Consider the following 20143-nt stretch of genomic DNA (forward strand, 5'->3'; position numbering starts at 1 on the left):
GGTAGATCCGGATATCGTCGCTCTGTCACACTTGTACGTCCATTCATCAATGTTGAGCGGAACTCGCCCTTTTTCTTGCCGGTCGGCCTGTTGAGCGTGGCTGCGGCCGTTCGAGCGGCAGGCCACAGCGTCCGAATTATCGACTTTGAGTTTGAACACCGGATTGGTTGTGGTTTCGCGCCTGACGAACCTGTGTCAACGTTCGTCAATCGGATCGCCGAACATCCGGCCTCGGTAGTCGGCATTACCGTGCTTGCGGACACGCTTCCAACGGCGCTAGCTATTGGCCGATATCTGAAGCGTGTGCGGCCGGAGGTACGGGTCGTACTGGGCGGGCCGGGAATACATGGGACCGCGAGAGCGGTCGCGGCGCGGTTTGCAGAATGCGTTGATTATCTTTGCATAGCCGATGGCGAGAGCGCACTCCTCGCCCTCCTTGAGAGCGATCTCGATCTACTTGGGGACGTGCCGGGCATGCTCACGGTTGGGAGTGGGACCAAGGTCCAATCCGCGCCGAGCGTCCGTATCGACGCGCTGCCCTTCCCGGCCTACGACCTCGTCGATGTGCCGGCCTACCTTGCCATCGCCAGCCCGCGCATTTTCGATCTGCACGTGGGCTCGGGGTGCACATACAAGTGCTCTTTCTGTACAACAGCGCCATTCTGGAAGCATGTCTTTAGCGCTCGTTCGCCCGGAACCATTCTCGCTGAGATGGAACGGCTATCACAGGCCTATGGCATCAGCGATTTCAACATCATCCACGATAACTTTGTGAATGACAGGCGCTACATCGATGCGTTCGTCGCCTATTTTGCGGAGAACAACACGCGTTTTTCTTGGGGGTGCGCCGTTCGCCCCGACAACGTACCGCTTGACTTGATGAAGCGAATGCGGACTGCAGGCTGTCGTTTCCTCTTCTGTGGCACGGACGCAGGAGACGCAGCGATCCTGCGAGACATGCGCAAGATGACCTCGAGCGCCAAGTCGTACCGTTTTTTTCGCGACGCGCGAGAGGCCGACTTGGTTTTCGAGACGAACACGATCATCGGCTATCCTAATGAGGACGATGACGCCCTCGAGGCGGCGCTAAAAATCGTCTTCGACGCCATCGCGCACGGAGGATACACAGCCGACGTCAGCGTCTTGCAGCCGTTGCCAGGCGCCCCTGTAACGATGGCTCATCGCGACCGCATCGAACCGACCTTCGGGAGCCTCCAAACGTACCTCCCCGTTGAGGCTCGCGACCTCATCACCGAGCACGGTGACGTGTTCACAGGCTTCGGCTTTATACGTCAGGCCAACATGCCGTATGAATACTATACTCGCTTGGCAGAACTCATACGCTATTTCACCCGCCACTTCTTCCGCTCAATCTACTTCCTTAAAGAGATTATGGGGGTTCCGTATCGTGTCGCCCTGGAGGGCGTCGCAGGGGAGATTTCGCCTTCTCGCTACGGTGAACGTCTCAGCCGCTTCGCTGAAGACGTGGGAGCATCGCAAGATGAGCTGGCGGCTTTTCGGAGTGTCTACTGCTTCGAAGCAGGAATCGAAGCCGTAAAGGGCGTGGATGTTGTCGCTGAAATCAGCAACGTATATGCACGGCCGACCCAAAATCCCGAGACAGCGCGCGTCGTCGTCGTCGACATCGACCATGAGGTCCATCTAATGTTTGCCGCGCTTCCCCGAATTGAGACTGCGGTGCGGAATCCTGTCAGCTATTTATTTCGGCGCGAGGGCGGAGATGTTGCCTCAATTCGCCTTAAGGATTGGCAGCGCGAGCTTTGGCAGACACTGGGTAATTCGCTGGCTCCACCTCAGGCGGAGGGGTTGCTCTCCAACGAATGGGCTTCTCGACTGGCGGCGCGGACTGGGGCGAGCTTTCACTCTGCGTACTCCGCGGTCGCCGCCACACTTCAATTGTTCAGTGCGGAGTCACTGAAGCAGACTAGATGCGACAGCAAACCTTGTGATCAATCGCGCCGAGCTTGGAGCGAGAATGACAAGGGTAGCTGCGGTTTATCCGCGGGTATATGAAACGCACCTTCGTCCTCCCGCTCCTCAAGCCAGTCCCAGTATTTGAAGCTCGAAATAAACGGCCATTCGTGCAGGAACTCGATCCGGAGCCCGGCTTGCGCAAAACCTGTGACAATGTCGCCGAGCGTCCACTGCCACTCATAGCTTCGCTTCGTCCCTTCACCGGAAAGGCCAACGTAATCGAGGCCGACGGACGAGGTGGGCTCCACGTCGTGAAAATAGTTTAGGTCACCGCTAGCGGGGTTATAGGCTGTCGGATCGAGTTCTAGCATGAATGGCAGCAGGCTATGTTCTTCGTAGACGTAGACCCTGCCGCCCGGGGCGAGCAACCGGGCGACAATTCGAGCGAACTCGGCGAAGTCGTCAAGCCAGTAGAGTGCGCCCTTGCCGACGTAGACGATGTCAAAGTGCTCGTCGAGCGCGAGATCGTAGACGTCAGATCGAATAAAGCGAACGGGCAGGCCTAGGACTGCAGCCGCACTGCGCGCTGCAGCGATTGCTTCGTCAGCGATATCAACCCCCGTGCAGCGAGCGCCGAGGCGCGCTAGCGAAAGGGTATCATGACCGCAATTGCACAGGAGGTGGATCAAACGGCGTCCCCGCACGTCGCCGAGTTCCTCGCGTTCGACGCGCGCGAGGCTGCAACCGCCTTGGAGAACACGACCCAGCGGGTTGTTCGGGTTGCGGAGATGGAGCGTCGTCGCCTCGTTCCACGCCGCACGGTTCTTTTCCCTGTATTTTGCAAGATTGTTCACGACTAATCTTCTCCCTCTGCGCATGCGGGCGTTCGCGAGATCGCTGTCTGTCGAAGGTCGATCCAAACGCTGTGGCCCAAAGAGAAAGGGACGCCACCCGCCAAGTATTCGATGATGTCACGAGCCATCAACGCACCGAGTATCGTGTTGAGCGGAGCAAAGGAGACCGGCTGCAGGGGCTCCTCGACAGCGCCCAACGCCGCAGCTCGAGCCCTCGCAAGCCTCTGCAAGCGGAGGTAGTCTGGAGCGCCGCCAGGCGGAACCAGCGGCCCATATCGTCCGTCCAGAAAGCCGCAGCCGCCACCGAGGAAAGGCACATTCCGAGATCCGCAGTACTCGGCCACAGCTTCCAACACCTCACACGCGGGGTGGTCTGCGGTGTTGACGAAAAACGCGATGGGCAGCGATAGTTCAAGATCTTCAAGGTTGTTGGCGCGATCGACCGAATAACTCCGTGTCTCTACCCTCGCGTCCGGCAGGCGCGTATGCACGTAGTCAGCTGCTGCATCCACTTTCGCGCGCCCGACATCGCATTTGGCAAAGGTGAATTGACGGTTTAGGTTCTTGGTCTCGACGACATCTGGGTCGATCAGTGTAAACCGCCCAACTCCTGCACCAACGAGATGCTGCAGCACTACGGTTCCCGTACCTCCAACGCCGAGGATTACCACGTGCGCATCGAGCAGCGCCCCTTGAGCTGCACGCGGGTCAAGCCCGATACCTGCGAAATATGAAAAGTTCGCCGCAAATGGCTCACCGTTCCACGGGTTCGTTTCCTCGGGTACTACAAACCCCAGTCGTGTCAGCGCGTGAACCATCTCTGCACATTCCGAGTCTTCTGCCGCCGCAGCTTCGATTTCTGCGCGGGTAAGACCTTTCCGGATGGACAAGGCGAGTTCGGCGCAGCGGGGCGAGCAGTCCGGAAACTTGAGAATGACATCACTGCTGAACAGGACATCTGCACCGGATCGTGCCAGGATGACGTGGTCGGCTAGCTTTAGTCTATCTGGTCGCTGCACTTGCTTCATCCTGTTCGTTGTTTTCGTTCCTGAACCTAAGATTCTTGTAGTCAAAATTGGCGAGATGCGGGAGATCGAAGCCGACTATCCGCGAGTTCATAAGCCAGTGGTGACGAAGATTGACGAGAGGTATCACCGGAACCTCCTCATCTAGTAGGTCTACGAGTGCAGCCAAGCATTCGTTCGCGCCGCCCGCCGCGCCGTAAAAATAGTCTGCGGCGAGTTTCGCCACCTGTATTCTTTTGTCCGGCGAGCCCACCCGGGCGAGCATCACCATTGCAGCCTCGAGCTCGGCGATCGGGTCGGGGAAAGATGGGTAGCGTAGCTCGAGGCGCATGTCGGCACCGCTTCCCGCAGGCGATCCGAATGGAACCGATTCGAGCGCAACGACGAGGTCAAGCGTTTCTGCCCAACACCTCTGCAGAAACTCCGCGACTATCCGGTTTGGATAATAGTCGTAGAACGCAAGGCGGACCGGAGATTGCCCGTCCTGCAGTGAGCGAACGGTCCGCTGAGACGCCGTTCGAGGCCTCAAACGCGCGCCAGGTGGCCGCGTTGTGGCTAGGACGCTTTGGCGGGAGGTCGCTCCGCCGCAAAGCGCAGCTGAAAGAGCGTTCCTGTCTAGCGCGGCCGAGAGCTGGGCTCGAACGTCGCGCCGCAGCAAGGCTGGATCAAGCGCTGCTCCGAACTCAACCTGCATCCAGATAGGCGCGGGTCCGGAATGGAATTCGGAGCGTCCGGACCACTCGGCCAACGATGACAGTGGGAACATGGTGCTGCAGGTGACGTCTACCGCGCCGCGAAGGAAACGGTCAGGCACGCCGCTCACATCTCGCCGGAGAACGAACTCAAGGTGCGGTCGCTCTGAGGCGCCGGGAGAGCAAGGGTTGGGGGCGAATCGGAGCCACGATTGATAGAAGTCTACGTGTTCGAGGACGTACGGCCCCAAGCTTGGCGCGCAGGAATCCCAGAGATGACCCCAGCCCGGCCCCAGTTCATCCGCACAGAGGAGCGCGGGAAGGTGGCGAACCGGCCGCCTCGTGTCGATTGCCAAAGTATCACCGCGACCCTCGATAACATCCATCCATTGCAGATGATGGGCCCAATATGGGTGCTTGGCTTGGGCTTGGCGAAGCCGTTCGGCAATATCTCCCGCGCCGAGCGCACGTCCGTCCGACCAGCGAAAGTGGGGACCGACCCGGAACCGGTGCCGTAGGCCGCCTTTTGTTGAAGTACCATCCACCAGGACGCCAGGAAGCGCAGCCTTTCGGAGATCGTCGAACCGTAGCAATGGCTCAAGCGCTGCCGCCCCGACGTATCTCCCAATGTAGTCGAGCGCGCCAGGGTGATGGAGCCCGAGCGGCATTTCGTCGATTTCCAAGCGGACTATGCGCTCCATGGGGCCCGGTAGTCGGGGCTCGTTTGAAACGGCGACTCGTGGTCGATCCAATTCGAACCTAGAGTCGAGGCCGCATGTGCCCTTAGGAGTACGGAATACAATCTCATCCGCCAATAATAGCACCTTCCTTCAGCAGCGGAACTTCCGAGTGCGGATCAGGTGATCGCGGGTTCAGGACGGAGCCTTGTTCAAAGTTGAGCAACAGTCGTGGATGCTGTCTGCCACTTGCCTTGCGCGACCGCGCGACCGCGAGCCATTTGCAACGTCCGCTTTCGGGTCACGCCTTTCGGATGCTGAACGGCTGTGATGGGGTCGGGAGCAGAACGACAGCTAAATGGCATTCGCTACCCGATAGCAGACCGTACGGAGACGGCCCCAGACCGGCCATTCGTCGTGGTCGCAGCGAGCTTCTGCTTCTGGCGCGGCACAGCAAAGAGCCAGCCTATGCCTGGATCGCGTGAGTGACATGAGCCGAATTGGCGCTATGGCTTCGAAGCGGTTCCCGGCAGATTCAGGTGGTAGCGCGTATAGCGGCGCTCACCGGTTCGCGTCAGGGCGCCTTTCTCGACCAGATCGTGGAGGTCACGCGTAGCGGTCGGACGCGAGGTGCCGGTGATCGCGATGTAATTCTCTGCGCTCAGGCCACCCGTGAATCCGCCCGGGCCTTCACGAAATAGCCGGGTGATCACCTTCTCCTGGCGTTCGTTCATCTTGTCGCGGAAACGATCGTAGAAGTGCGTCTTAGCGATATGGAAGGCGACGCGGCCCAGCGTCGTCTGCTGGGCCGCGATGATCGTTTCGGCAAAGTAGATCAACCAGCCGGTGATCTCGAGCGTCCGCTGATAGACCTCCAGCTGTTCATAATAGGCCTTGCGGTGCTGCTCGATGGTATGGGCGAGTGCGATCAGCGTCGGTTGTCCAATGTTCTGCGCGAGGGACTTTTCCGCGACGGCGCGACCGATCCGACCGTTGCCATCCTCGAAGGGGTGGATGCTCTCGAAATAGAGATGTCCCATCCCGGCACGCGTGAGGGCGGGTAGCGGCGTGCTGCCGTTCGGTGCCGAGCCGTTGAACCAGGTGAGAAAGGCGGTCATCTCGTCGGGAACCTGGGACGAAGGCGGCGCCTCGAAATGCACTGTCGGTCGATCGTAGCGACCGGATACGATCTGCATCGCGTCTTCATGACGACGGTAGCCGCCGATCGTCTCCAGATGCCGGCTATCTGCCATGAGCATGCGGTGCCAGCGGAACAGGGTATCGTCGTCCAGCGGATCCGCCCAACTCCGGTATAGATCAGCCATCATCTCCGCGATGCCGCGTTCCCTCGGCTTCACCGCGCGATCGTCGGTATCGAGGCCAAATTGCCGGCGCAGGGAGGATTGCACGCTCAAACGATCCAGGGCCTCACCCTCGATCGCGCTGGTCTTGACCGCCTCCTCGCTGAGGAGCTCGATCCGCAGCAGGTCGCGGTCATCGTCGCCCACGTGGCGGACCGCGCCGATCACCTCTCCGGAGAGCAGCAGGAAGTGCCGCTCCAGCGGTTCAAGGGCTGCCGGATCATAGGTCAAATGCGGCCAATGAGGCTGCGTCCAATTCCATGCCATGAGCGATAGAGTCTCCCCTCTATAGCTCGCATATTAGCCGATATCTGATTTATAGAAAGCCGTCCTATGGCTCACGCGACCCACGGGGCCGAAATGCATTGTGGAACGAAGGGCGCGACTTTCTCCTCCTTGGCGCCGAAAACGCAATAGGATGGCACGGATCGGGCAGCATTTCTCGACAACGGAGATCGCTCGCGAAAGCCTTTCAAGCCATTGATCCACTGATCGATTAAGCGAATTGCGATAGTGGCCTGGTATCTGATCGGAGCATGGACGAACGTGCAGTTGCGCTCGATTAGATCGACCTACAACGTCCGGCTTTAAACACCTCGTCAATGTCTGTATCTGTGAAGGGTTTCGGATGCCGGCCCGATCACGAGGGTGAGGCTGGGCGCGCGGGCCGGCGTCGGAAAGCCCCCAGGGGAGGAAACCGCGGTCCGACGTGCGCGACGGTCGAGGTCTTTGCGGTGCTATGGGGATTTGAGGCGGGCGTCGACGGGGGAAATACCGATCGAGGGGCGGATATCCAGGCACTGGGTGGTACCCACCCAGTCCAATCGTGCACGGGGCGTCGTGGCGGCAACATCTTTCTGGTGCCGCGATGATGATGGAAGTGGCCTCGCGGATGGCAGAGCGCACACGGCCCCGATGCCGGAGATGGCATGGCCTGCGACGAGAGCCTGATACCGGGGAACGGGCGCGGTGCCCATGAGCTGTCGATCCTGATGGGTTCAGCGGACCAGGTCCGCGGTAGTGATCCGCGAGCGAAGGTCTCGATGATGGTCATGAGGCCACCGCAGCAGCGGCACCGCGGCCGCTCGTCGGCTTTCTCCTGCTCAGCAGAAGGCGTCGGGTGCGTGCTCTCCTCCTGCGGCCCCAGCAGCGCGCGGATCCTCTCGATGTTGGCGGCGCGTACCGCGCTGGCGAACAGGCCGTAGTGCCGGATGCGGTGGAAGCCGTCGGGCAGGACATGGAGCAGGAAGCGGCGGATGAACTCATCCGCCGGAAGCGTCATGGCCTTGATCCAGCCATTGCCCGCGGCCTTGGCCCTGGCGCGGTAATCCTTCCAGCGGAAGGTGACGCCGCGGTCGTCCAAGGCAAGGAGCCGGCTATTTGAGATCGCCACACGGTGGGTGTAGCGCGACAGATAGGCCAACACTGCGGCAGGGCCGGCGAAGGGGCGCTTGGCATAGACCACCCACTCGGCGCGGCGCAGGGGCGCGAGCAGCACCTCGAAGGCAGGCGTCTCCGCCAGTGGTGTGAGATCGCCGAAGAAGGCGAGCCGGCCGGCGGCATGCAGCGCGCGCAGACCGTCGAGGAAGAGCCGCCGGAACAGGCGGGACAGCACCCGCACCGGCAGGAAGAACCGGGCCCGGCCGGAGATCCAGCGGACGCCGTCTGCCGAGAGCCCGCCGCCAGGCACCACAGCATGGATGTGGGGATGATGGGTGAGCGCAGATCCCCAGGTGTGGAGCACGGCGGTGATGCCGATGCGGGCGCCGAGATGCCGGGGATCGGCGGCGATGGTGGTGAGCGTCTGGGCCGAGGCCCTGAACAGCAGGTCGTAGACCGCCGCCTTGTTCTGGTAGGCGATGGCGCCGATTGCGGCCGGCAGGGTGAAGACAAGATGATAATAGGGCACCGGCAGCAGTTCAGCCTGGCGGGCGGCGAGCCAGTCCCGGGCGGTCGCCTCCTGGCACTTCGGGCAGTGCCGGTTGCGGCAGGAGTTGTAGGCGATCTCCAGATGGGTGCAGCCGGCACAGCGCGCCACATGCCCGCCGAGCACCGCCGTGCGGCAGGAGCGGATCGCCGACATCACCTTCAACTGGCCGCGGCTGAGATGCCCGGCGTGGGCCTTCTCATAGGCATCGCCATGGGCGTTCAGGATATCCGCGACCTCCAGCGCAGGCCGCGCCACGGACCGGCACGGCTCACAGGGGCGGCGGGGTCAGCAAGGAGAGCGGGCTCTCCACCTCGCGCAAGGTCTTCAGGGCGACGCGGGTATAGACCGCCGTGGTGTCGAGCTTGCGATGGCCGAGCAGCACCTGGATGACGCGGATATCGGTCTTGCGCTCCAGCAGGTGGGTGGCGAAGCTGTGCCGCAGGGTGTGCATGGAGACGCGCTTGTCCAGCCGGGCGGCGGAGGCGGCGGTCCTGCAGGCCCGGTCGAGCTGGCGGGTGGTGATGGGCTGGCCCGGGTCGCGGCCGGGAAACAGCCAGCCCTGCGGCCGCCGCTCCTTCCACCAGCGACGCAGCAGGTCGAGCAGGTCGGGCGCGAGCATCACGTAGCGATCCTTGCGCCCCTTGCCCTGCTCGACGCGGATCAGCATCCGCGCGCTGTCGATATCGGCGACCTTCAAGTGGGCGACCTCCGACACCCGTAGGCCGCAGCCATAGGCGAGGCTGAGCGCGGCCCGGTACTTGAGGTTCGGCGCATGGGCGAGCAACAGCGCCACCTCCTCGGTGCTGAGCACCACGGGCAGTCGTTCGGGCGTCGGGATGCGGGCCATCCGGTCGCCGAACCCCGCCCGGCCGAGGGTGACGTGGAAGAAGAAGCGCAACGCCGTGCAGGCGAGGTTCATGCGGGCATAGCTGGCGCCGAGGCTGGCGAGATGCAGCTGGTAGCGCCGCAGGTCCTCGGGCTCGGCCTGATCCGGCGCCCGGCCGAGGAAGGCGGTGAACGCGGCGACCTGGCGGATGTAATCGCGCTTGGTGTGGTCGCCGAACCGGCGGATGGTCATGTCCTCGATCATCCGCTGCCGCAGCGGGCTGATGGCTGGCCGCGTGTTGGTGGAATGCTCGGAAGCGTCCATGGGGGCTCTCCAAAGGTTGAGAAACCCCGTGATGCTCCGCCCGCGGATGCCGGGCGCCACATCGAAAATAGCCAGCCGCCCTTCATGCAGGGCCGCTACCGCGGCAGCGGTTTAGTCCTCTGGCGGAGGGCCCCTTTCTCACGTTTTATAAGCGCCGCTGTCCTCAGAAACCTCATGCGCCAGCCTCGGCCCCTTCGCGAGCCGGCGCCCCAGCGCCGCGACGAACGCCTCATATCGCTCCCCCGCCTTGGCTCGGGCTGCCTGGGCCGCCGGCTCAGGCAATGCCGGCGTGGTGGCCAGCCAGAACCGCACGAACACTGCCAGCGTCTCGACCGAGATGCCGAGGTCCCGCTCCAGCCGGGCCATCCGTCGGTCCAACTGATCGAGGCGCTTGGCGATTGCAGCTTCCCGCTGCTCCGCGGCGTCCGGCGACAGGAAGGACGCGATGGCCGCCTCGGCGATCAGGGACTGAGGCTGGCCGCGCCGCGCGGCATAGTCGGCCAGCAGCCCCATCGTCGCGGGATCCAGATAGACCGAGATCTGAGCCTTCTTCTTGCGTGGGGTCATCGCTATCACAGCTCCATGCCATCATTGGGATCGAGCGAGACCTGACGCGCGACGCCCTGCATGACGCCCGTCATGCGACTGGTCCGGGCCACGTCGTCTTCAGTCTCATCGACCAGATCGATCTCGAACTCGTTCCGCACTTGCTGCGACGTCTCCACCGTCTCTACTCGTGCAAGCTCCGGCTGGCGCCGTTGCTCCGAGCCGGTTGTGTCCTCATCGTCACTTTCCTCGACCATCAGGCTCAGTTGCGATGGCGCGGGCAACGGAAGTACCGTCCAGTCGTCGGTCTGGCGATCGCAAGGAGCCGAGAGCTCCGGCGGATGCAGTACCCGCTCCCTGAACCGCTCATCCTCATAGTAGCGCGCCTTCTTCGCCCGGATCGGCGGCGTGCCGGCCACCATGACGATCTCGTCGGCGGGCGGAAGCTGCATCACTTCGCCCGGCGTCAGAAGCGGACGGGCTGTCTCCGAGCGGGAGACCATGAGGTGACCAAGCCAGGGGGAGAGTCGGTGGCCAGCATAGTTCTTCATGGCCTTCATTTCGGTGGCAGTGCCGAGGGCATCGGAGACGCGCTTGGCGGTGCGCTCGTCATTGGTGGCGAAGCTCACCCGCACATGGCAGTTGTCGAGGATGGAGTTGTTCGGCCCGTAGGCCTTCTCGATCTGGTTCAGAGATTGGGCGATGAGGAAGCTCTTTAGCCCGTAGCCCGCCATGAAGGCGAGCGCGCTCTCGAAGAAGTCGAGCCGCCCGAGCGCGGGGAACTCGTCCAGCATCAGGAGAAGCCGGTGGCGACCGGCCTTCGCCTGCAGGTCCTCAGTGAGGCGGCGACCAACCTGGTTCAGGATCAGCCGAATAAGCGGCTTGGTCCGGTTGATGTCAGACGGCGGCACGACGAGGTAGAGTGTGGTCGGCCGGGCACCTGCCACAAGGTCGGTGATACGCCAATCACAGCGCCGCGTCACCTCTGCCACCACGGGATCGCGATAGAGCCCAAGGAAGGACATGGCGGTGGAGAGCACGCCGGACCGCTCGTTCTCGGACTTGTTGAGCAGCTCGCGGGCGGCGCTGGCGATCACCGGATGGGGACCCGCCTCCCCGAGGTGCGCCGTCGTCATCATGGCCGCGAGCGTCGTCTCGATGGGCCGCCGGGGATCGGAGAGGAAGGCGGCGACACCGGCCAGGGTCTTGTCCCGCTCGGCATAGAGCACGTGGAGGATGGCGCCCACGAGGAGGGCGTGGCTGGTCTTCTCCCAGTGGTTGCGCTTTTCCAGGGAGCCTTCCGGGTCCACCAGGATGTCGGCAATGTTCTGGACGTCCCGCACCTCCCATTCCCCGCGGCGGACCTCCAGCAGGGGATTGTAGGCGGAGGACCGCACATTGGTGGGGTCGAACAGCAACACCCGCCCGTGCCGCGCCCGGAAGCCTGCGGTGAGCTGCCAGTTCTCGCCCTTGATGTCGTGGACGATGGCCGAGCCGGGCCAGGTGAGCAGCGAGGGTACGACGAGGCCGACGCCCTTGCCCGACCGGGTCGGTGCGAAGCACAAAACGTGCTCCGGTCCGTCATGGCGCAGATAGTCCCGACCATGGCGCCCCAGCACCACGCCATCGGGCCCGAGCAGTCCGGCTGACCGGATCTCGTCCGGCTCGGCCCAGCGGGCGGAGCCATAGGTCTCGACGCGCTTCGCTTCCCGCGCCCGCCACACCGAAAGCCCGATGGCGGCGGCGATGGACAGGAACCCACCCGAGGCGGCGATGATCGCCCCCTCAACGAAGATGGCCGGCGCATAGGCGTCGTAAAAATACCACCACCAGAAGAAAGCGGGCGGAGGGTAGACGGCCCAGGGCCCCATCAGGAACCAGGGCGGTCCCAGTTGGTCCTGGAAGCCCAGCCGCCAGGCCACGACCTGCGTGGCGCCCCAGGTGGTGGCGAGCACGATGGCGAGGACAAGGAGGATCTGGCCCCAAAGGATCTTGGTCGCGGACATGCGGTGCTCCAGTGATTAGCAAGTTAGAGGCCGAGGCCGCGCTTGCGGCCGAAGGACCAGTCGATGCCGCCGTCTGAGCGGGCGACGCCGGAGATGTGCTTGCCGAGCTGCTTCTCGAGGGACGGCGTCCAGGGCACGAGCTGGAAGCCGAGGCCGTCGTCGATCATGGCGAAGCGGCCAGAGGCGAGCGCGAAGCGCTGGCGATAGGTGCCGGAGACATAGTGTCCCGATCCTGATCGGTTGAAAGGCTGCCCCGTCTCCCCGGAGAGCTTCTCGCCCAGCGCGTCCACTTCCCGCCGGCGCAAAGTCTCGATCAGGTCCCGGGCGAAGGTGACACGCTGGCCGTGGCGCTCGGCCAACCCCTCCCGGACCAGATGGTCGGCGCGGCGTTCCATAGCCTCACGCACCTCGGCGCCGAAGCCGCCTTCGGAGAGCGATGCCGGCGCGCGGCTGAGCGCCTGCCGGTCGAGCCAGGTGGCGCCCGAAGCCGTGACCTGGCGTTCGATGTCAAGGTCGGAGCGGACGGCCAGCGCGACCCGCTGCTGGCCGCGCCCGTCCTCGAACCGCCGAAGCTCCACGATGGCGCCGGGCGCGCCGTCGCCTGCCGCATCGAGGTCGGGCAGCCGGATGTGGTGGGTACGCCCATCCACGCCGTCGACGACGGCATAGGCCGTGCCCTTCAACTCATCATCGAGGCCGCGATCGACGAGACGGCCGATGACGGGAGCATCCAGGCTCTCGCCGGCGAGCACATAGCTGGCCGTGCCCCGCTCGATGCCTTGGGCAGTGAGCGCCCGATGCATCCGCTTGATGATGTCGCCCCGCTCGCCGAGGGCCCGCAGCGTCGCCTCGGCCTTCTCGTCGATCACCCACTGGCCGGGACCGATCTCATCGGCGAGCCCGAGGGCCTCGAGCTTGCGCAGCCGGCCGACTTTCTGCGGCAGGAAAGCGTCCGGCCCGCCATCGGCATGGCGCGCCACGTCGATCACGCCGGCCTCACGCTGGTCCCGAAGCAGCTGACGGTCGAGCTGGGTCCAGCCCTCCGCCTCCACCTGCCGCTCGACGGCGCGGTGGATGTCGAGATCGGTGCGTAGCCCCAGTTCCTGAGTGATCAGGTCCCGCGCGCGGGCGCGCATACCCTCCTTGATGTAGTCGCGGGAGATGACCAGATCCTGGCCGTCATCTGTCCGGCCTCGCACCAGGATATGGAGGTGGGGATTGTCGGTGTTCCAGTGGTCGACGCCAACCCAGTCCAGCTTCGTGCCGAGGTCTTTCTCCATCTGCCCGACGAGATCGCGGGCGAAGGACCTGAGGTCGGCCATGTCCGCCGCATCCTCGGGCGAGACGATGAAGCGGAAATGGTGCCTGTCGTCGGCGCATCGCTCCGCGAAGGCGCAGCCGTCTCCCTCCTCAGCGCCCGGCCCGAACAGGCGGGCCTTCTCCCCATCCCGGGTCACGCCCTCCCGACGCAGATAGGAGAGGTGAGCCGAGAGCGGTGCAGCCCGCACCGAGTGCCGCACCACGCGGGTCTTGATGACCACGACGCGCGAGCGCCCGGTGAGGAACCGATTGGCGACGATGCTCGCCGCCCGGCCGCGGCCGAAGCGCGAGCGGGTGCCCGAGGAGATGCGGCCGGACCGGGAGACGTGCCCGCCGGCCTTCTGGGCCGCCGCGAGGGCTTGGGCGATGAAAGGGCGTGCCCGCTGTGCACGAGAGGAGCGGATGCGGCCCGGCCGGACGCGGAACTCATGCTCATCGGCCATGACGCGCGCCCGCAATGTGCGAGAAAGCAAACAGGACCAATGGCTTGAGCGTTCGACGCACATTGCCAAACAGCGCCGCAATGTGCGTTTGGCTCAAAATTCCCAAGCAAAAACAACCGCCCGACCGCAGCGCACCCTGCGCCCTTTTATCTCGCCATCGATCGGTTGTTTCTTGCCATCGATCGGTTGTTTCTTGCGTCTCCTCTCCAGACATGCGCCCCACTACGAGAAAGCCCGACAGGGTGCGCATAGGCGCGGCCGTACTCATGGCGCGCCTCCCGTGCCGCCGCGAGCAACGAACAGCCCATCAGACTGCGGAACGATCGCCGAGACATCGCGCACGTCACGCACCGGCTGTGCACGATCGGGTGACACCGGATCTGCAGCCGGCACCCGGATCGGCGGCACGGCGAAGATCGAAGACCGGGCCCAGGATGCCGCTTCGACCGCCGGAGGAGCGGACAGCTTCCGCGCGTCGTGCTCGGTTTCACGGTGTGCAATGTCCGACGCCAGCTTGTCGACATAGGCGCGCGTCTCCGCCGGCAGGGGTCGCTCCTTCCGAGCTGCATCATAGCGTCCTGCCCCGGCATTGTAGGCGGTGAGGAAGCCGGGGTTGCCGTAGCGGTCGAACAGCTCCCGCAGATGAGCCGCGCCGGCCATGATGTTGTCGTACGGGTCATAGGGATCGTCGCCGAGGCCGTAATGAATGCGCAGTTCGGCCCAGGTCTCGGGCATGATCTGCATCAGCCCCATGGCGCCCTTCGGCGATGTCGCGCGCGCAGCGCCATCGCTTTCCGCGCGCATCACGCTTCGGATCCAGACGGAGGGAATGTCGAAGCGCTCCGCCGCTTCCGCGATGAGATCCGCGTAGGGTTCGCTCGGTACCGGCAGCTTGTGTGTTGCCGAAGCCTCTGCCGACAGGGCAGCACTCGCCCAGCCGAAAGGCATTCCGGAAAGGAGAATAAAGACGATCGCGCCGCGGCGGGCGCGCGCTCTTTTTGATTTGTCCGTCGGGGGACGGACACGCAGGAACAAATCCGCCTGCAGCATGATGGCCTCTCGAAGCTGATGGTGGTTTTGCTCGGCCGCGCTCAGCGTGTCGGTGCGCGCCAGGCGAAGTGTCCGTCTCCGGCCTCGTCGGTGTAGATCGGCACCGCGCGGCCGATCACGGTGCTGGCCGGCAGTGGCCCGAAGTAGCGTCCGTCGAGGCTGTCGGGCACGTTGAAATTCATGAGGAAGAGCTCGCCTGCGGCGATGCGCCTGCAGCCGCGCCAGACCGGCAGCGGACGCCCCATGCGGTCGCGCTCCAATGCTTCGCCGTACGACACGCCATCCACGGTGATGGAGCGGTCTTTCCGGCAAACCTCCTGGCCGGGAAGCGCCGCCACGCGCTTCATCAGCGGCACACCAGCCCCCACATAGCCGCGCGCCACCAGGAAGCGGTCGAGTGCCGCCGGAGGCGTAATGGCGAGGAGGTCCGTGACCTCGAGCCTGCGCGCCGGCTCGATGGCGTAGAGCCCGATGGGTGCGCTGGCGGAGACGTTCCACACCAGCTTCAGCGGTGTCGGAACGAAGGAGGCCGCCGCGACCCCCATCACCGAGAAATACGTCACCATCGCATAGCCGAAGCGGGTCATTGTTCGCACTCCCGCCGCTTGAGCCAGGCCTGATGGCGCTCGACCGTGTAGGTTCGGAGCGCGTGGCCGGCCGCCAGGCGATTGTGGACATGCCGCCAGTGATCCGGGGCCACGTCGGCCCCATGGATGCCGAGGGCATCGACGGCATCCATGTGCTGGAGCACCTTCTCCACCTTCGGCCAGCCGTCCGCGCGCAGCAGGATCTCGCCGCCGGGGCGCACGAAGGGCAGCGTCTGATAAGCCTCGCCCGGCGCCACGGCCCGCACGATGTCGATGCGCGACACCACGGTGCCGAAGTCGTTCGCAGCCCAACGGACGAGCGCGAAGATGGCGCCTGGGGCGAAGGAAACGATGCGGCGGCTGCGGTCGAGGGTCTGCGCATGGACCGGCCGGCCGAAGCGGATCCAGTTCTCGATCCGTTTCTCGATCCAGGTCAGCTCCACATGGGTGAGCGGATCTGCGGTCGGCGCGGCCGGTGACGGGGCGATGGGTCGGGGAACGGAGTATGGCGCCGGCGTGCTCATCATGAGGCCTCTCCTGAGGTGGGAGGAAATTCACGGGTGAGGAGCTCGCGGAGCATGTCCGCGACGGTCTGGCCGCGTCCGAAGGCGGCGATCTTGATGCGCCCGCGCAGGTCGGCCGTGATGTCGATGGTGAGCCGCGCGGTGAAGGCTTCGGCTGATCCATGGCCAACCGGCCTCGTGTCGGCGTCCTTGATCCAGTGCTCTGGATCGGCCGGACGCGCGGCAAAGCCCTTGCGCGTTCGTTGCCGGGTCATGGCGTAGATCTCGAACCGGCGAGGCCGGCGATCTCGGCGGAGAGCGCAATGATCTCCCGCGCTGCTGGCCCACCCTCGTCGAGCTCGCCGACGAGCCGTCCGGACTGAGCGGACATGGCGAAGGCGACGCGCTGGCCGACAGTGCTCACGAGCACGGGCGGATCGTGATCCGCCAGCGTCTCGGCGGTCTCGCGGGCGAGCACGGTGCGAGCGCCGCAGCGGTTCAGCACGAAGCGCGCGACAAGCTCCGGGCGATAGATGCGCGCCTCGCTGAGGAGGGCGAGCATCTCCGCGGACGCCCATCCATCGAGCGGTGATGGCTGCACCGGGATCAGGACCAGATCGGCGGCGAGCAAGGCCGAGCGCATCAGGCCGGCGACGCGGGGCGGTCCGTCGATGACGACCATGTCGGCATCGCGTGCCAGCTCGGGGGCTTCCCGGTGCAGCGTATCGCGGGCGAGGCCGACGACGCCGAACAGGCGCGGCAACCCCTCGCGGCTGCGCTGCTGCGACCAGTCCAGGGCCGAGCCCTGCGGGTCCGCGTCAATGAGCGTGACACGCTGGCCGCGGCTCGCCCACGCGCCGGCGAGATGAAGGGCGAGCGTCGTCTTGCCGACGCCGCCCTTCTGGTTGAGCAGCGCGACGATCATCGGGATGCTCCCGATGTGTCGGCAAGCATCGCTTTTCCTGCTGTCAAAGGATCGGGAGCGTGAAATCCGTCTTTACGGAAAGACGGAAGACCATCATCTTGAGAAGCGTACGGGAGATGGCAGTTATCCACATCGCCTGCGCGCCTTTTAAGGTTAGACTCTATGTTAGATTCTAAGTTAGGGGTGCAATTTTCATTTTCATCACCTGGGCTTGAGACCTGTTTCGGTTCCCGATGGCACGGGAGGCCCGTTCCCGATGGCACGCCAGTCCGGGTTCCGGATGGCACGAAGGCTTTCACAGCTTTTCCACAGGACGCCGACGGCTCGAAGGTGAGAAGCACCCGCCCGCCAATCTCCACCTCCGTGAACAGGGTGTAGCCCGGCAACGGCTGACGGCGGACGATGTCGCGCAGTTCGAAGGCGAAGCGCTTGAAGGGCGAGAGGCTGCCGGATTTGAGGTGGAGGTGGCGGAAATCGAAGCGCCAGCCCCGGCGCTGCCGCCCGCCATGCTTGCGCACAATCCGGTAGAGCCAGCGCTCCAGCCCGCCCGTGAGGTCGAAATACTCCCGGTCGATGGTGAGGACGAGCGCGTCCTCGACGATGGCGCAATAGAACCAGTCGGGGACGATGAGCTCGATCCCGGCGGGCTTGCCATCCCGATCCGTGCGCTCCTTCCACTCGTTGATCCAGGAGAAGCGGTGGCGCCGGCCCTCCGTTCTCTGGCGGATGGAGGTGGACACTGTGGTGGACTGCAGGCGGTCCAGGGCGGCCTTCAGGCGCTGATAGTCCCTGATCGATGTGCCCCGGCCGACGAACCGAAGGATCTCGTAGGGCGTCGCGGCCATGAAGCGCGAGGTGCGCAGGCCGGCGTCGCGCGCTTCGACGATCTGGCTGGCCGCCCAGATCAGGATATCCGCATCCCAGATGGTGGCCATGCCATGGTCGGGCACCGCCTCGACCCGGATCGCGATGTCGCCGGAGACAAAATCGATGGGGGCGACACGGTGGGTCTTGGCGAGGGAGAAGAAGGGATAGGCCATGAGATCCTGCGCATCGCGGGGCGCGAAGGCGCCGGGGAGTGCGCGGAAGAGCTCAAGCTGTCTGCCAGGTTGCGGAGAGCGGTGCGGTGCGGCCATGACGAAATGGCCGCTCAGCGCGCCAGGCTGCCCGGCAGGACGCCAGACATGGAATGACGCTTGGCCGGCAGGATGGAGCCGCGCGGATCGGAGGTGGAGGTGACGGCGCCTCGGGCCACCCAGGCCTGCAAATCCTCGACGGAATAGACGACGCGTCCGCCGAGCTTGCGATAGGCGGGACCAGTTCCGTAGGTGCGGTGCTTCTCGAGCGTCCGGGGCGAGAGGCTGAGGAAGACGGCGGCTTCCTTGGTGCGCAGATAGCGCGGCGGCAGCGGGACAGCATCGGGGCGCATGGATCGAACCTCCGTGGGCGCTATCGGGCCACTGATCATCAGCGGCGGATGGCGATCACGGTGGCGAAGGGCGGCCGTCGTGAGGGATGGGGAAGTTGAGGGGCGTAAAATGCCCACCCCGAACGTCTCGGCGATGCTGTTATGGTCGCCGACGATGACGCAGGAGCTTGAGATAGCCGCCGGCGATCAGCGCTCGGCCGCCCTTGACGAGACCGATGACGCGATCGCGCAGCGACGAGGTCTTCCAAGGCTCGGCAGCGATGCGCCTCTGGTCATAGAGAGCGAATGCGATGTCGCGATAGCTGGCGCCGTCAGTGCGTCCGTCTGCGGCCAGCATCATGGCGCGCAGGCGCTGTCGCTGCTGTGTGGTCATCCGCGTGTCGGGGAGCGCCGGGCGACCTTCGATGGTGCGCCAAAAGCGGGATAAAGCTTCCACGCGGCCCACGATATCGGTGTCCAGCGGAATGATCGCAGCGATAGGCGCGTCAGAAACAGAGCCCGGCAAGGCAAGGAGTTGGGACGAACGCGCGGCCAAGCCAAGGATGGCAAGCTTCCCCTCAGGGCTACTTTGCACCACAGAAACGTTGTCGAGGACGTTCATGTGTGCGCCGGCCAAGAAATCCGGCGATGGACCAAGAAGCACGACGGCCGGGTCGACGATGGGAGACCACAAAACGGTCTGCTCGACGGCGCTCATGGCAGGGCGTGCTGCGAAATCGCAGCCCCCAGCGCTGCTCCACCTCCCGGGGGAGCGGCTCGGCGTCGGTGCCGGTGGTCACGATGGACTGATAATGATCCTGATAGGCTTCGTCCCGGCGCAGGCATTCCCAGGCGAGGCCTTCGACCGACAGGTCGTCGAAGTAATCGTAGCTGGCGTTATCCCGCCAGCGCGATGTGTCCGGCTTCATTCACTCGTCTCCGCATCAGAGGCGTGCGCATTGAGCAAAGACAATCGGGGATTGAGAGGGGCGTGAGAAGCCGGCTAAAAGGCATCGCGTGATGCGCTTGCGGCATCACCCCTGTCGACTCAGGCGGGGCTGCGGAGAAGGTCTTTATAGCCGCCGGCGGCCATCCATCGTGCTCGGGCAAGATGAGTGTCGTGAACATGACGGGCGCGCTCGGGCTCCCGAGCCGCGTCGATGCCGAACAGCACCGCGGCGATCTCCTCCCAGCCGGCGCCATCCGCCGTTGCATCAAGCAGACGGGCATAGAGCCTGATGTGGGCCCGGTCATAGTCCGTCAGTTCGGGACCCGTCGGTGCAATGTCCTCGAACGCCGCAGTCACCATGTCTGCCTGCCACTTCTCTCAAGATCGGGTTCTTCCCAAAATCCTACACGACTTCCAATGACACCACTGCCACGGTCGCGTTTGTAGAGAATACTCCGTGGTGAAATACTCATCAAGGCGATGCTCTCTCGACCATGGAGATCCGAGAGGTGTTCGCCCGGAATTTGAAGGCTGCGAGGCTCGCCAAAGGCCTGTCGCAGGAAGAGCTCGCCCATCGAGCCGGGATCGACCGCACCTATATCAGCTCGTTGGAGCGCAGCGTCTATAACGCCAGCATCGATGTCGTAGATCGCCTGGCCGGCGCCCTTGAGCTCGACGCCGCCGCCTTGCTGAAGAGACCCGCCGCGGACGTGCCGAGCGGCCCCGAAAACCCGGTCGAGTGAAGCGCGGGACCGGTTGGCAACTGCTGACTTCGAAGTGAG

General features: G+C 64.4%; 21 protein-coding genes and 1 pseudogene. 2 read left to right on the forward strand and 20 right to left on the reverse strand.

Annotation, left to right across the window (positions count from 1 at the left end; all coding sequences use genetic code 11):
* The first annotated feature begins 75 nt into the window (after positions 1–75).
* On the forward strand, positions 76–2034 hold the full coding sequence (locus tag V5F61_RS19035) for a B12-binding domain-containing radical SAM protein (RefSeq protein WP_238125026.1): 1959 nt from the start codon (positions 76–78) through the stop codon (positions 2032–2034).
* On the opposite strand, the gene V5F61_RS19040 is transcribed toward V5F61_RS19035, so the two are convergent.
* From V5F61_RS19040 to V5F61_RS19135, 20 genes and pseudogenes are all read right to left on the reverse strand, one after another.
* A complete protein-coding gene (locus V5F61_RS19040; RefSeq protein ID WP_238123799.1) occupies positions 1971–2789 on the reverse strand; it encodes a class I SAM-dependent methyltransferase in 819 nt (272 codons plus the stop codon). The genes V5F61_RS19035 and V5F61_RS19040 overlap by 64 nt on opposite strands.
* A 2-nt stretch (positions 2790–2791) precedes the next feature.
* On the reverse strand, positions 2792–3817 hold the full coding sequence (locus V5F61_RS19045) for a HesA/MoeB/ThiF family protein (protein WP_238123800.1): 1026 nt from the start codon (positions 3815–3817) through the stop codon (positions 2792–2794).
* A complete protein-coding gene (locus V5F61_RS19050; RefSeq protein ID WP_238123801.1) occupies positions 3792–4145 on the reverse strand; it encodes a hypothetical protein in 354 nt (117 codons plus the stop codon). The genes V5F61_RS19045 and V5F61_RS19050 overlap by 26 nt, the downstream gene beginning before the upstream one ends.
* A 1544-nt stretch (positions 4146–5689) precedes the next feature.
* Positions 5690–6811, reverse strand: coding sequence for a Fic family protein (locus tag V5F61_RS19055; RefSeq protein WP_238123802.1), 1122 nt, complete (start codon positions 6809–6811; stop codon positions 5690–5692).
* A gap of 709 nt (positions 6812–7520) precedes the next feature.
* Positions 7521–8729, reverse strand: a pseudogene (locus V5F61_RS19060) (IS91 family transposase); the annotation flags it as partial.
* 13 nt (positions 8730–8742) lie between these two features.
* The gene (locus tag V5F61_RS19065; protein WP_238123803.1) at positions 8743–9624 is read right to left on the reverse strand and encodes a tyrosine-type recombinase/integrase; all 882 of its coding nucleotides are present in this window, start codon (positions 9622–9624) and stop codon (positions 8743–8745) included.
* Positions 9625–9762: 138 nt separating this feature from the next.
* Positions 9763–10191, reverse strand: coding sequence for a hypothetical protein (locus tag V5F61_RS19070; protein ID WP_012112614.1), 429 nt, complete (start codon positions 10189–10191; stop codon positions 9763–9765).
* Between the two features lie 5 nt (positions 10192–10196).
* Complete coding sequence (locus tag V5F61_RS19075; protein WP_238123804.1) at positions 10197–12176, reverse strand: conjugal transfer protein TraG; 1980 nt, start codon at positions 12174–12176, stop codon at positions 10197–10199.
* A gap of 23 nt (positions 12177–12199) precedes the next feature.
* Positions 12200–13939, reverse strand: a complete 1740-nt coding sequence (locus tag V5F61_RS19080) for a relaxase/mobilization nuclease domain-containing protein (RefSeq protein WP_238123805.1) — start codon at positions 13937–13939, stop codon at positions 12200–12202.
* Positions 13929–14207, reverse strand: a complete 279-nt coding sequence (locus V5F61_RS19085) for a hypothetical protein (protein ID WP_238123806.1) — start codon at positions 14205–14207, stop codon at positions 13929–13931. Before V5F61_RS19085 ends, V5F61_RS19080 begins: the two co-directional genes overlap by 11 nt.
* Positions 14204–14989, reverse strand: coding sequence for a lytic transglycosylase domain-containing protein (locus V5F61_RS19090; RefSeq protein ID WP_238123807.1), 786 nt, complete (start codon positions 14987–14989; stop codon positions 14204–14206). The genes V5F61_RS19085 and V5F61_RS19090 overlap by 4 nt, the downstream gene beginning before the upstream one ends.
* A gap of 41 nt (positions 14990–15030) precedes the next feature.
* On the reverse strand, positions 15031–15576 hold the full coding sequence (locus V5F61_RS19095; protein ID WP_238123808.1) for a S26 family signal peptidase: 546 nt from the start codon (positions 15574–15576) through the stop codon (positions 15031–15033).
* Positions 15573–16103, reverse strand: a complete 531-nt coding sequence (locus V5F61_RS19100) for a DUF2840 domain-containing protein (RefSeq protein WP_238123809.1) — start codon at positions 16101–16103, stop codon at positions 15573–15575. Before V5F61_RS19100 ends, V5F61_RS19095 begins: the two co-directional genes overlap by 4 nt.
* Complete coding sequence (locus tag V5F61_RS19105; protein ID WP_238123810.1) at positions 16100–16354, reverse strand: hypothetical protein; 255 nt, start codon at positions 16352–16354, stop codon at positions 16100–16102. Before V5F61_RS19105 ends, V5F61_RS19100 begins: the two co-directional genes overlap by 4 nt.
* Entirely contained in the window at positions 16351–17004 is a 654-nt protein-coding gene (parA, locus tag V5F61_RS19110) for a ParA family partition ATPase (RefSeq protein WP_238123811.1), read from the reverse strand. Before parA ends, V5F61_RS19105 begins: the two co-directional genes overlap by 4 nt.
* Positions 17001–18140, reverse strand: a complete 1140-nt coding sequence (locus V5F61_RS19115) for a replication initiator protein A (protein ID WP_238123812.1) — start codon at positions 18138–18140, stop codon at positions 17001–17003. The genes parA and V5F61_RS19115 overlap by 4 nt, the downstream gene beginning before the upstream one ends.
* 14 nt (positions 18141–18154) lie before the next feature.
* Positions 18155–18433, reverse strand: coding sequence for a helix-turn-helix transcriptional regulator (locus V5F61_RS19120; RefSeq protein WP_238123813.1), 279 nt, complete (start codon positions 18431–18433; stop codon positions 18155–18157).
* Positions 18434–18572: 139 nt separating this feature from the next.
* Positions 18573–19034, reverse strand: a complete 462-nt coding sequence (locus V5F61_RS19125; protein ID WP_238123814.1) for a DUF2285 domain-containing protein — start codon at positions 19032–19034, stop codon at positions 18573–18575.
* On the reverse strand, positions 18997–19341 hold the full coding sequence (locus tag V5F61_RS19130) for a transcriptional regulator domain-containing protein (RefSeq protein ID WP_238123815.1): 345 nt from the start codon (positions 19339–19341) through the stop codon (positions 18997–18999). Before V5F61_RS19130 ends, V5F61_RS19125 begins: the two co-directional genes overlap by 38 nt.
* Positions 19342–19460: 119 nt before the next feature.
* Positions 19461–19721, reverse strand: coding sequence for a DNA -binding domain-containing protein (locus V5F61_RS19135; RefSeq protein WP_238123816.1), 261 nt, complete (start codon positions 19719–19721; stop codon positions 19461–19463).
* 134 nt (positions 19722–19855) lie between these two features.
* On the opposite strand from V5F61_RS19135, the gene V5F61_RS19140 reads away from it, so the two are divergent.
* Positions 19856–20104, forward strand: coding sequence for a helix-turn-helix domain-containing protein (locus V5F61_RS19140; protein ID WP_238123817.1), 249 nt, complete (start codon positions 19856–19858; stop codon positions 20102–20104).
* Positions 20105–20143: the final 39 nt, after the last annotated feature.

This window comes from Xanthobacter sediminis (genome assembly GCF_043195015.1).
GTDB lineage: Bacteria > Pseudomonadota > Alphaproteobacteria > Rhizobiales > Xanthobacteraceae > Xanthobacter.